At 56.9% G+C, this 12,804-nt stretch carries 9 protein-coding genes and 2 pseudogenes; 7 read left to right on the top strand and 4 right to left on the bottom strand.

The features are described from left to right. Positions 1 to 93: 93 nt before the first annotated feature. The 7 genes and pseudogenes from ACYBYQ_RS09455 to ACYBYQ_RS09425 all read left to right on the top strand — a co-directional run. Positions 94 to 426, top strand: a pseudogene (locus ACYBYQ_RS09455) (winged helix-turn-helix domain-containing protein); the annotation flags it as partial. Between the two features lie 462 nt (positions 427 to 888). Beyond that, positions 889 to 1,788: a sulfate adenylyltransferase subunit CysD gene (gene cysD / locus ACYBYQ_RS09450; RefSeq protein WP_459618741.1), complete on the top strand. Its 900-nt coding sequence runs from the start codon at positions 889 to 891 to the stop codon at positions 1,786 to 1,788. Further along, complete coding sequence (cysN, locus tag ACYBYQ_RS09445) at positions 1,788 to 3,689, top strand: sulfate adenylyltransferase subunit CysN (protein WP_459618488.1); 1,902 nt, start codon at positions 1,788 to 1,790, stop codon at positions 3,687 to 3,689. The genes cysD and cysN overlap by 1 nt, the downstream gene beginning before the upstream one ends. Positions 3,690 to 3,849: 160 nt before the next feature. Then, complete coding sequence (locus ACYBYQ_RS09440; RefSeq protein WP_459618487.1) at positions 3,850 to 4,857, top strand: hypothetical protein; 1,008 nt, start codon at positions 3,850 to 3,852, stop codon at positions 4,855 to 4,857. An 8-nt stretch (positions 4,858 to 4,865) separates the two neighbouring features. Then, positions 4,866 to 5,720: a hypothetical protein gene (locus tag ACYBYQ_RS09435; RefSeq protein WP_459618486.1), complete on the top strand. Its 855-nt coding sequence runs from the start codon at positions 4,866 to 4,868 to the stop codon at positions 5,718 to 5,720. A 421-nt stretch (positions 5,721 to 6,141) separates the two neighbouring features. After that, a pseudogene (locus ACYBYQ_RS09430) lies at positions 6,142 to 7,034 on the top strand (IS3 family transposase); the annotation flags it as partial. Between the two features lie 50 nt (positions 7,035 to 7,084). Beyond that, entirely contained in the window at positions 7,085 to 7,399 is a 315-nt protein-coding gene (locus tag ACYBYQ_RS09425; RefSeq protein ID WP_126624673.1) for a DUF1153 domain-containing protein, read from the top strand. Between the two features lie 116 nt (positions 7,400 to 7,515). Here the strand turns inward: ACYBYQ_RS09425 and ACYBYQ_RS09420 are convergent. The 4 genes from ACYBYQ_RS09420 to ACYBYQ_RS09410 form a co-directional block, all read right to left on the bottom strand. Then, a protein-coding gene (locus ACYBYQ_RS09420; protein ID WP_459615945.1) for an IS3 family transposase occupies positions 7,516 to 8,603 on the bottom strand; the annotation gives its coding sequence in 2 pieces (ribosomal slippage) (positions 7,516 to 8,351 and positions 8,351 to 8,603; 1,089 coding nt in all). A gap of 13 nt (positions 8,604 to 8,616) precedes the next feature. Next, on the bottom strand, positions 8,617 to 8,916 hold the full coding sequence (locus ACYBYQ_RS20885; protein WP_510677850.1) for a putative phage tail protein: 300 nt from the start codon (positions 8,914 to 8,916) through the stop codon (positions 8,617 to 8,619). A gap of 161 nt (positions 8,917 to 9,077) precedes the next feature. Beyond that, positions 9,078 to 10,165, bottom strand: a protein-coding gene (locus tag ACYBYQ_RS09415; protein ID WP_459615945.1) for an IS3 family transposase whose coding sequence is annotated in 2 segments (ribosomal slippage) — positions 9,078 to 9,913 and positions 9,913 to 10,165 — 1,089 coding nt in all. Because the reading frame shifts where the segments join, the coding sequence is not laid out codon by codon here. Between the two features lie 824 nt (positions 10,166 to 10,989). Further along, positions 10,990 to 12,726, bottom strand: a complete 1,737-nt coding sequence (locus ACYBYQ_RS09410; protein WP_459618485.1) for an alginate O-acetyltransferase AlgX-related protein — start codon at positions 12,724 to 12,726, stop codon at positions 10,990 to 10,992. Positions 12,727 to 12,804: the final 78 nt, after the last annotated feature.

Genomic DNA, 12,804 nt, shown 5'->3' with positions numbered 1-12,804 from the left:
ACACTAAGCCGCAACTTCCCTGATCCTTCTGCCTTGGCTACTCCCGCACGCTCCATCCCCGTCCTCAACCAGCATCGCCGCGAAGCGGTGCGCATGCGGCTGGACGGCGCCACCCTGGCGGACACCAGCCGCGCCACGGGCCTGAGCGTGCCGACCATCATCGCGGCCTACAAGGCCTACATGCAGGGCGGCTGGGACGCCGTGGACACCGGCCGGCGCGGCCGCCCGGCCCGCGGACAGGAGAACCTGCAGCCCGATGCCGAAGCCGCCCTGCGCACCACGCTACTGTCGCGCACGCCGGATGCCGAAGGCGTGCCCAACGACCACGTCTGGCACCTGGGCGCCGTGGCGGCCTGGCTGCAGGCCCGCCATGGCGCCGACATCGCGGCGCGCAACATCTCCCGGCTGCTCCATCGCTGGGGCATCCACGCGCGTTCCCTGCTGGACCTGGCCCGCGAGTCGGGCAGCGCGGCGCTGGCGCAATGGCTGGCCGACGACTACCGCAAGCTGCAGGCGCGCACCCGGCGCAGCGGCGGGCAGATCCTGTGGCTGGGCGAAAGCCCGGTGGCCAACAGCGGCCACCACCTGCTGTATGCCCACACCCCGCGCGGCCACATGTATTGGCTGGCCATGCCGCGGCAACCCACCGCCGACGACTGGCAGGCATTCGTCCACGGGCTGTGCCTCACCCTGCCAGGCAAGCTGCACCTGGTGTTCGCCAACCCTTTCCTGTTCCGCCCGGGCGTGCTCGGCGCGTGGCTGGCCGAGCGATCCGACCGGATCGAGCCGGCATGCCTGCCCGCCGAAACGCCTCCCGCCGCCTTGCCCTTCCGGCGAGACGCCCCGTCAACCGAGATTGCCCACCCGGACTCCAACAAGAGGCCTGACATGCTCCTTACCCATCTACAGCGGCTGGAAGCCGAAAGCATCCACATCATGCGGGAGGTCGTCGCCGAAGCCGAAAATCCCGTCATGCTGTACTCCATCGGCAAAGACAGCGCGGTCATGCTGCACCTGGCGATGAAGGCGTTCTATCCCGCCGTGCCGCCCTTCCCCCTGCTGCACGTGGATACGCGCTGGAAGTTCCGCGACATGTACGCGTTCCGCGACAGGATGGCCAAGGAACTGGGGATGAAGCTGCTGGTGCACATCAACCCCGAAGGCGTGGCGAAAGACATCAACCCCTTCACGCACGGTTCGGCCATCCACACCGACGTGATGAAAACCGAAGGCCTGAAGCAGGCGCTGAACAAGTACGGCTTCGATGCCGCCTTCGGCGGCGCCCGGCGCGACGAAGAAAAATCGCGCGCCAAGGAGCGCGTGTTCTCGTTCCGCACCGCCCAGCACCAGTGGGATCCGAAGAACCAGCGGCCCGAACTCTGGCGGCTCTACAACGCCCGCAAGCAGAAAGGCGAGTCGATCCGCGTCTTCCCGCTGTCGAACTGGACCGAGCTGGACATCTGGCAATACATCTACCTGGAGAACATTCCCATCGTGCCGCTGTACTACTCGGCGCTGCGCCCCGTGGTGGAGCGCGACGGCACGCTGATCATGGTGGACGACGACCGCATGCCGCTCAAGCCGGGCGAAGTGCCCATGATGAAGAAAGTGCGCTTCCGCACCCTGGGCTGCTATCCGCTTACCGGCGCGGTGGAGTCCGAGGCCGACACCCTGCCGGCCATCATCCAGGAAATGCTGCTCACCCGCACGTCCGAACGCCAAGGCCGGGTCATCGACCATGACTCCGCCGCTTCCATGGAAAAGAAAAAGCAAGAGGGGTACTTCTGATGGCACACGTTTCCGACCTCATCGCCACCGACATCGCCCAATACCTGCAGTCGCACGAGAAGAAGAGCCTCCTGCGCTTCATCACCTGCGGCAGCGTGGACGACGGCAAGAGCACCCTGATCGGCCGGCTGCTGTTCGAATCGAAGATGCTGTTCGAAGACCAGCTCGCCGCCGTGGAAGCCGACTCCAAGAAATGGGGCACCCAGGGCGATTCCATCGACTTCGCCCTGCTGGTCGACGGCCTGGCCGCCGAGCGCGAGCAAGGCATCACCATCGACGTGGCCTATCGCTTCTTCTCCACCGACAAGCGCAAGTTCATCGTGGCCGACACCCCGGGCCACGAACAGTACACCCGCAACATGATCACCGGCGCCTCCACCGCCGACGCGGCCGTGCTGATGGTGGACGCGCGCAAGGGCGTGCTGACGCAGACGCGCCGCCACTCCTACCTGGTGTCGCTGATCGGCATCCAGCACATCGTGGTGGCCATCAACAAGATGGACCTGGTGGATTACTCCCAGGCCACCTACGACAAGATCGTGGCCGACTACTCCGCCTTCGCCGAGCGCATCGGGCTGAAGAACGTCACGTTCATCCCGATGTCCGCCTTCAAGGGCGACAACATCATCGCGCCCAGCAACAACATGCCCTGGTACCACGGCACCACGCTGATGGGCTACCTGGAAACCACCGAAATCAACGAAAGCCGCATGCAGAGCCAGCCGTTCCGCATGCCGGTGCAATGGGTGAACCGCCCCAACCTGGACTTCCGCGGCTTCGCCGGCGTCATCGCCAGCGGCACCATCAAGCCGGGCGACCCCATCCGCGTGCAGCCCTCCGGCAAGGAAAGCACCGTGGCGCGCATCGTGGCCTACGGCGGCGACCTGCCCATGGCCGTGGCGGGGCAATCCATCACCCTCACGCTCAAGGACGAGATCGACATCTCGCGCGGCGACGTGATCTCCGGCAAGGACACCCCGGCCGCGGTGGCAGACCAGTTCGAAACCACGCTGATCTGGATGCACGACGAGCCCCTGCTGCCCGGTCGCCCCTACTGGATGAAGATCGGCAGCCGCACGGTATCGGCCAGCGTTACCAGCATCAAGCACAAGGTCAACGTCAACACGCTCGAGCACGTGGCCACCCGCACGCTGGAGCTCAACGAGATCGGCGTGTGCAACCTCAGCCTGGATCGCCCCATTGCCTTCGACCCGTATGAAGAAAACCCGGACACCGGCGGCTTCATCCTGATCGACCGGCACACCAACAACACCGTGGGCGCCGGCCTGCTGCACTTCGCCCTGCGCCGCAGCCAGAACATCCACATGCAGCACGTGGACGTGAACAAGGCCGCACGCAGCGAACTCAAGCAGCAGAAAGCCTGCCTGCTGTGGTTCACCGGCCTCTCGGGCGCCGGCAAATCCACCATCGCCAACCTGGTCGAGCGCAAGCTGCACGCCGAGGGCCGCCACACCTACCTGCTGGACGGCGACAACGTGCGGCACGGCCTGAACAAAGACCTGGGCTTCACCGACGTGGACCGCGTGGAGAACATCCGCCGCGTGGCCGAGGTGAGCAAGCTGATGGTGGATGCCGGCCTGATCGTGATCACCTCCTTCATCTCGCCGTTCCGCTCCGAGCGCGAGCTGGCCCGCGGCCTGGTGGAAGAAGGCGAGTTCCTGGAGATCTACGTCAACACCCCGCTGGCCGTGGCCGAAAGCCGCGACACCAAGGGCCTGTACAAGAAGGCGCGCGCCGGCAAGCTGAAGAACTTCACGGGCATCGATTCGCCTTATGAAGTGCCGGAGAACCCGGAGTTCGTGGTGGATACCGCCAAGCTCTCGCCGGAAGAAGCCGCGGACGAGATCGTTGCCATGCTCAAGTCCCGCGGGATCTGCTGACGCGGCGTTGCACTCTCTTGCTAGTCAGTTGCGGGTATCAGACACTTTATGTGCCTGATACCCGTGATAATCCCATTTTCGTCACAATAGGCCGCAGCGCACACAGCGAACCTGGCTTCTGTTCACGCCACTGCATTCACGCGGCCAGAACAATATCAACATGCCTCTAGCGAATTCCCTGTTCTTCGTGCACATCCCCAAGACCGCCGGCACCAGCCTGCGGCTGGCGCTGGAAGATGCGCTGGGGAAAGAACACATCTGCTACGACTATGGGCCCGAAAGCCCGGTCACCGATCCGGACGTCAAGAAAGTCGGGTATCCCACCGCCGACCTGTTCCGGCTCGAACGGCTGCTGGCTCGCAAGCAATGCAAGCTGCTGGCAGGGCATGTGAACGCGTTGCAGTACATGCCCATGATGTACGTCACGCAAACGTTCACCTTCATACGCAACCCGGTCAATCAGCTGCTTTCGCACTACGAACACCACGTCCGGCACTACGGCTACCAGGAGCCTCTAGAAGTCTTCATCAGAAAGCCCATAGCGCGGCATCGGTTTGCCTCACACATGCTGAAAGGCGTCCCTCTGGAAGCCCTGGGATTCGTCGGCGTTACCGAGCAATACGAGGCCAGCATCGCGCTATTGGCGCGCCAGTACGAGCTCGAAATACCTGTGCGCTATGACAACCGGAATCCTGCCTTGGCCGATACTGCAACATATGCAGTGCCCGAGTCGCTTCAAGTCGAAATCGAAGAGATATTGAAGCCGGAATACGAACTATGGCACCGGGCCCAGGCTCTCCTAAAAGCCCGCGGAAAGGCGATAGAAGAGGGGTATCGATATACTCATGGCGCCATTCATAGCATGACAGCTCATAGTATCTCTGGCTTCGCTTTCTCTCCAGGATCAAGCATCCCGGTTCGAGTTAGTGTTGAAGTAAATGGTCAATCCCTGAGTCGGACGGTGTTTGCAACCGCTCACCGCCCGTCATTAGGCAATCTGCATGTCCCACGTAATGCATGCGTAGGGTTCGATATACGGCTTCCTCGTCCGCTCAAGTCCGGAGATATAGTCAGGTGCTCGGCAATCGAGACAGGGCAAGTGCTAGATGAAAGATGCGTGTTATCGCCCGCCTCACACAGCAAAGCCACAGATCCACGCGCCATATAGGTTTCTAATTGAGCAAGCTATTCTTCATACATATACCAAAAACAGCCGGAAGTTCCGTCAATACCTTAATGACGGAATGGTTCGGAAAAAAGAAAAGCTTGGTACATCTAGAAAGCCATCCCGGGTGGCGCGCGCGTACCTTAGCAATCGAAGAATACGACTTTCTTAGCGGCCATATACTCTGGCCTGCGCAAAAGAATCGGCTCAGTGCCGGGTGGAAAACCGTTGCTTTTTTTCGGAGACCCGACGCCCAGTTAGCCTCGCACATCGCCTGGGTTCGTCGGCTAGCAGAGCCTGACGAAGAAACGCGGTTAAATCGTCAACCTCCCCAAATACGACGAATCGTAGAGCAACTGGCGCTTCGAAATTTAGCCGATCCAGACCATCTGATGAGCTTGGTTACATGGTTGAATGCACAGAAAGCATTCCTATTTCACAATACCCAGACCCAATACATATCTGGCTCAGCATCACCAAATCCTGCGGCGCTACGAACAGCGCTTAACAACATGGCGAGAATATCGTACGTCGGAATAACAGAACGATTAGACGAAGCCATGTGCATGCTTGCCGATCAGCTTGGCAAGCCCTTACGTACTAATAGAGCGCCCATGGAAAACACCCATTCCCAGAACTTTGGACTTGACATATCAAATCCGGCAACGCGGTCCGCGTTGGATCCACTAATTCACTATGACTGGCTCCTCTATGATCGCGCCAGGGAACTCTTTATATCCCGTCTTCATGAATGGCTTGCAAAATTAGAACTGAAATCTCCTCCCGCATATTCAACGGTCGAACTGCGAAGCGTCGCCAGCCAGTTAACCGGACCTAGGCAACGGACTCTGCATGACCACCCATAAGGCGAATGTCGATTATCGCCTATGGCGGCGCGCTAGACCATTCACCTTAGTCAGACCGCAAGATTCTCATGTATTCGCATCCAGGCTATGGAATCGCCACCCAATCTACTCCGAGCACATGATTCCATCCCAATGTGGCACGCTGCCACAACATCGGGGTAGACGCTGATTCATTGACTTGATATACAACATGGCCTCGAATGTAAAAACCAGACGAAGGCATGGTACTACTGTAATACAAGGTTTCTTGGACCTCACCAAAAGACGAACTAGAAATATCAGAATCATAATAAATCGGCTTGTTCGGCTTTATTGGAGGAAACTGGCCCAAACCACATTTCTGTCCGGAGATTCCGCGGTAATCCTCCCGCAAAAGCGTTGAGGTCAGAAGTAGAATTTTCTCGTTGAGGAGTTCTACAGCATGAAGAAGTCACGATTCACGGACAGCCAGATCATCGAAGCCATCAAACGGGTGGAAGCTGGCCTTGCGGTACCCGAACTGTGCCGGGAGCTGGGCATCAGCTCGGCGACGTTCTACAAGTGGCGATCGAAGTACGGCGGCATGGACGTGTCGCTGATGGCGCGGATGAAGGAGCTGGAAGCCGAGAACGCGCGCCTGCGCAAGATGTACGTCGAGGAGAAGCTCAAGGCCGAGATCGTGACGGAGGCGCTCGAAAAAAAGTGGTGAGGCCATCTCGCCGCCGCGAGATGGCCCGACGTGCCGTGGAAGATCACGGCGTATCGATCCGGATGGCTTGCGAGGCGTTCAGCATTAGCCAGACCTGCTATCGGTACGTCGCCAAGATCGACGCCGAGAACGAGGAGATCGCAAACTGGCTGCTTCGCCTGACGGACAACCACCGCAACTGGGGCTTTGGGTTGTGCTTTCTGTACCTGCGTAATGTCCGCGGCTTCCGGTGGAACCACAAGCGTGTGTACCGGATCTACCGCGAGCTCGAATTGAACTTGCGGATCAAACCGCGCAAACGGCTGGTTCGGCAGGCGCCCGAGTCGTTGACGGTACCGTCCCAGGTCAACCAGGTGTGGTCGATGGACTTCATGCACGACCAACTTGCCGACGGACGTAGCATCCGAGTGCTGAACGTGATCGACGACTTTAACCGCGAGGCGCTGGGCATCGAGGTCGACTTCTCGTTGCCTTCAGAGCGTGTGATTCGCACGCTCAAGCAGATCATTGGCTGGCGAGGAAAACCCTCGGCGATTCGTTGCGACAACGGTCCGGAGTACCTGAGTGCGGCCATTGTGCAGTGGGCAGGCACATGGGGCATCAAGCTCGAATATATTCAACCGGGCCTGTATTGACCCAGTGAAATCCTGCTCACGTCATAATCGAGGAAACGACGTTGAGCACGAAGATGGAAGAAGACATCAAACGCTGGACGGCCAAGCGCAAGAGTGCGCTGGTGCTGGACATCATTCAGGGCAAGACCACCGTGGCTGAGGCAAGCCGTCAGTACGACCTATCACCGTCGGAGGTCGAACAGTGGATCGATGACGGCAAGCGGGGCATGGAGAACGCCCTGCGCGCGAATCCGCAGGACGTGCGCGAACAGTACGAACGCCAGCTCAAGGACCTGCAAGAGGCCTATGGCGAGGCGATGCTGGAGCTGCGCGCCAGAAAAAAATTGCAGTCCCTGCTGGGCGAGGACGAGAAGTGATCGAGACGATCCGCCAGGGACTGCAAGCCGACGGTATCACCGTCTCGATCGCCAAGTTGTGCCGCTGGTTCGGTGGGTAATCCCCCCATTTTTAGCGTTTGCCAGAAGTAGGAACGCTATGCGGCCATGGCGAGCCGCTGTTTCGGGGTAAATCCGCCCAGTGCCATGTTCGGGCGCTCGTGATTGTAGGACCACATCCACTGCGTGGCGACACGCTGAACGTGATCCAGATCGTCCCAATGATATTGGGACAGCCATTCGTAGCGAACGGTCCGGTTGAATCGCTCGACGTAGGCGTTCTGCTGGGGTCGGCCCGGTTGAATATATTCGAGCTTGATGCCCCATGTGCCTGCCCACTGCACAATGGCCGCACTCAGGTACTCCGGACCGTTGTCGCAACGAATCGCCGAGGGTTTTCCTCGCCAGCCAATGATCTGCTTGAGCGTGCGAATCACACGCTCTGAAGGCAACGAGAAGTCGACCTCGATGCCCAGCGCCTCGCGGTTAAAGTCGTCGATCACGTTCAGCACTCGGATGCTACGTCCGTCGGCAAGTTGGTCGTGCATGAAGTCCATCGACCACACCTGGTTGACCTGGGTAGGTACCGTCAACGGCTCGGGCGCCTGCCGAACCAGCCGTTTGCGCGGTTTGATCCGCAAGTTCAACTCGAGCTCGCGGTAGATCCGGTACACGCGCTTGTGGTTCCACCGCAAGCCGCGGACATTACGCAGGTACAGAAAGCACAACCCAAAGCCCCAATTGCGGTGGTTGTCCGTCAGGCGAAGCAGCCAGTTTGCGATCTCCTCGTTCTCGGCGTCGGTCTTGGCGATGTACCGATAGCAGGTCTGGCTAATGCTGAACGCCTCGCAAGCCATCCGGATTGATACGCCGTGATCTTGCACGGCACGTCGGGCCATCTCGCGGCGGCGAGATGGCCTCACCACTTTTTTTCGAGCGCCTCCGTCACGATCTCGGCCTTGAGCTTCTCCTCGACGTACATCTTGCGCAGGCGCGCGTTCTCGGCTTCCAGCTCCTTCATCCGTGCCATCAGCGACACGTCCATGCCACCGTACTTCGATCGCCACTTGTAGAACGTCGCCGAGCTGATGCCCAGCTCCCGGCACAGTTCGGGTACCGCAAGGCCGGCTTCCACCCGTTTGATGGCTTCGATGATCTGGCTGTCCGTGAATCGTGACTTCTTCATGCTGTAGAACTCCTCAACGAGAAAATTCTACTTCTGACCTCAACGCTTTTGCGGGGGGATTACCAATACACCAGCGGATATTAATCGAACTATCCGCAACTATACGAAGCCAACGCCCGGTCGTTATTCCCGGGGGAGCTATGACAGTGCCCCCGTTATCGGTGGCACTGTAGTTGCTCTCCCAAAAAAAACGCCCTCCCCCACCGTCTCCTGGGCCATAATATCCGAGGACCTCCGCTATGCTATCGTCGCTAGATGGATCGGCAGGTACTGGTTCAGAACGTAAGGCGGCAATGCTATCTACGATGCGCATTTTTACATCCGCACAAAGCTAAGCGCTCTATCACTTAGTGCGATTGCCAGATTTCTGTAGCCACTCCTATCTCGCAACGCTGACGACTCTCTCTATTCCAACAACTAACTCTATTCATATGGTAATCCCCCCATTTTTAGCGTTTGCCAGAAGTAGGAACGCTATGCGGCCATGGCGAGCCGCTGTTTCGGGGTAAATCCGCCCAGTGCCATGTTCGGGCGCTCGTGATTGTAGGACCACATCCACTGCGTGGCGACACGCTGAACGTGATCCAGATCGTCCCAATGATATTGGGACAGCCATTCGTAGCGAACGGTCCGGTTGAATCGCTCGACGTAGGCGTTCTGCTGGGGTCGGCCCGGTTGAATATATTCGAGCTTGATGCCCCATGTGCCTGCCCACTGCACAATGGCCGCACTCAGGTACTCCGGACCGTTGTCGCAACGAATCGCCGAGGGTTTTCCTCGCCAGCCAATGATCTGCTTGAGCGTGCGAATCACACGCTCTGAAGGCAACGAGAAGTCGACCTCGATGCCCAGCGCCTCGCGGTTAAAGTCGTCGATCACGTTCAGCACTCGGATGCTACGTCCGTCGGCAAGTTGGTCGTGCATGAAGTCCATCGACCACACCTGGTTGACCTGGGTAGGTACCGTCAACGGCTCGGGCGCCTGCCGAACCAGCCGTTTGCGCGGTTTGATCCGCAAGTTCAACTCGAGCTCGCGGTAGATCCGGTACACGCGCTTGTGGTTCCACCGCAAGCCGCGGACATTACGCAGGTACAGAAAGCACAACCCAAAGCCCCAATTGCGGTGGTTGTCCGTCAGGCGAAGCAGCCAGTTTGCGATCTCCTCGTTCTCGGCGTCGGTCTTGGCGATGTACCGATAGCAGGTCTGGCTAATGCTGAACGCCTCGCAAGCCATCCGGATTGATACGCCGTGATCTTGCACGGCACGTCGGGCCATCTCGCGGCGGCGAGATGGCCTCACCACTTTTTTTCGAGCGCCTCCGTCACGATCTCGGCCTTGAGCTTCTCCTCGACGTACATCTTGCGCAGGCGCGCGTTCTCGGCTTCCAGCTCCTTCATCCGTGCCATCAGCGACACGTCCATGCCACCGTACTTCGATCGCCACTTGTAGAACGTCGCCGAGCTGATGCCCAGCTCCCGGCACAGTTCGGGTACCGCAAGGCCGGCTTCCACCCGTTTGATGGCTTCGATGATCTGGCTGTCCGTGAATCGTGACTTCTTCATGCTGTAGAACTCCTCAACGAGAAAATTCTACTTCTGACCTCAACGCTTTTGCGGGGGGATTACCATATGCCTTCAGCCCATTTGATAGTACGCGCCAATAGCCATACATAATAGCCAAACACCGGCTTGCGCCGGTGTTTGTAGTTGGTAGCTTATAAGACAGCCGTATCACTAAAAGGTAGCATGAGCAAAACCCGGCTAATAGTACCCGTGAGCTACACAGCCTTCTGCTTAGCGGGTTGAAAAACGACACGCCTTATCGGCGCGTCATTAGCCTTAGACTTCACTTGCCGCGCAGTAAAGCTTCCCAGCCCGGGGACCCTAACCGCACCTTCCGAGACGCCCTCGATCTCTCCAGCAAGCTGTTCCAAAGCTTGACGGACTATACTGATAATTCGCCTATCGTTCATTTTCCCAAGCAGTGCTGGGTTTTCCTGTCGAAGCCGCTCAATCATGATCGAAGGGCTGATAACTTGAGCCGCGGGAGCCCTGGTCGTATTCGTAGATTCCATAATTACCATCCTAAAAATATGCGTTAATCACAACTACACGTCATACGTACTAGCTAATACCACCCTCTATCCGTACGGACGAACCTGACAGCTAAAATTCTTGTACGCCGATATACCTCATCAATCCCACCATGCGGCTACCAGTCAAAGTCACGCATAGCCCTGACATGACCTTACCTATTTACTCCTGATACCGCTACGCCCTTACAACGCATCGAGCAGGTCAGGTTCATAGTGTGACACAGTAAATATGTTAGCTGTATTACTTCGGCGCATGACCACTTGGAATCAACCGCAACATAAAATTAGAAATCATTCCAAATACTTCATCATAGCGTCACGATAACGGAATTCACTCTCTCCTGTCTTGTTACCTAAAGCTAGACGAACATATTCCCGCTCACTCGGACTGAGACTAACAAGCTTCCGAGCAATGGAAGACTCCTCCATCGTGTTTATTACCAGGGGCGGCATTGTGAGGAATCGTTCGTTCGTTTGGACAATGACGACATCCGGCCGCTCCCACTCAACAATCTCCAGAATTGGCGACGCCGGGCTGTAAACCCTTACCATACGCCTAAAAATCTGTCCAAAAATATAATTCAAATTTCCCGAAAAGGAATCACCAAACAGGACAAGCTTTTTATCGGTACTAGAATTATTGTTCTCAAATACCGATAGGCTTCCGGAATTAGAGACAAAATTATAGAATACTCGCTCTACGGGTTCCTTTAAATCCTTGCTCAACGCGAGCATTTCACTCTGCCTTTTTGGACGCGCCTTCTCGCCAAGGTCTCCCGTCGCTTTGACTTTTTCGAAGCAAAGTTCCACCTTGCTAAACTCGCCCAGCCCCAGTTCTTTTAAGCATTTTTGAGCCGCAATATATGCGCCAAAGTCACTCCAGTGAGTATCGGTCTTATAGTATGCCCCATCTTCACGAAGGGCATCCAATGGGAAGCAGCTTCTAATCTGGCCAAATGATTTTAATGAAAATATCTGCTCCCGGATGGTCATTGACCCGCGTTGGTGGGGATAGAACTCGGGCTTAACACTTTCTTTTGACGGAGCGAGGAGAAATATGTAGGGAATATCCGAGGAGAGAGATGAGAGCGTGGCAAAATAATCATCCCAACAGGCCAGCTTTTCCTTATCAAGCAGTAGTCTACCTAGAAATTGATCAACACTACTGTTGCTATCATTTGCCAAAAAAAGCCACCCGTCTCTTCCCTCAATAATTTGCTGCACGCGGCTAATTGCCAGCATGCACAGCCACTTGATGGCATCCCCTTGACGCACGCCTATCGAATCCGAGTCCTGCACATTATTTAATATAAATTTGTAGACGTAGCCATTCTCCCTGTCCCTTTCAATGGAACAGTCAACGCTCGAAATTTTGCCACCCCTACGTCGCACAACAAAGGATTCGGCAGGGAAAAGCTCGGAAGAATAAATCTGGAAGGATAGCTTTTCCAGTTCTACAACTCGCTTCTGTACCTTCTTGTCATGCAGAAAGAATCGACTGTCAGGCTCACCGATAATCTTTATATAAACTTGAACTAAAACCGCCTCTTCTATTTTTATTAATTCGGCCAGCTCGGAATATAGGTCGCCATCACCAAACTGTATTTGCATTTGGCGTAACAGATCTTCGGCGTCAGAGAATCTACGCTCTTTTACAAGGACTCTTATTAGGCGCTCGTATACGGCTTTCGACTGTGGGAACCTCTCCTTTATCTGAAGTAGACGCTCTACTGCGAGCTCTCCCTTCTGCTGGTCAGCGGCTATCAGCGCAGCTTCAATTTGGAGTGAGACATCGCTGGAAAATAGGCGAATAGCTTCCTGGATGTGCTTATCGGCCAACTCCCAATTCTTCAGACGACGCAGTACTCGGACATACCAGATGTGGACCCGAGCATCCGTGGAACCGAATACACTCAAGCTACTTTCTAGTAGCTTCTTAGCGTGGAGTGGCTGGCCTGCCTGCAGGCACTGATGGACTTCTTCCAACCACGCTGGGCGAACAGGGCGTTCCGCATTCACTGGGGTCATAAGAATTACCTTATTGAACGGCAAGCGATCATTCCTTGAAGTTGCATCACCATCTGCAGTACGCACATCTCATCGACG

Source organism: Bordetella sp. 2513F2 (genome assembly GCF_054642735.1).
Note: the sequence above shows the minus strand (reverse complement) of the source record. Positions and strands in the feature narration are given on the sequence as shown.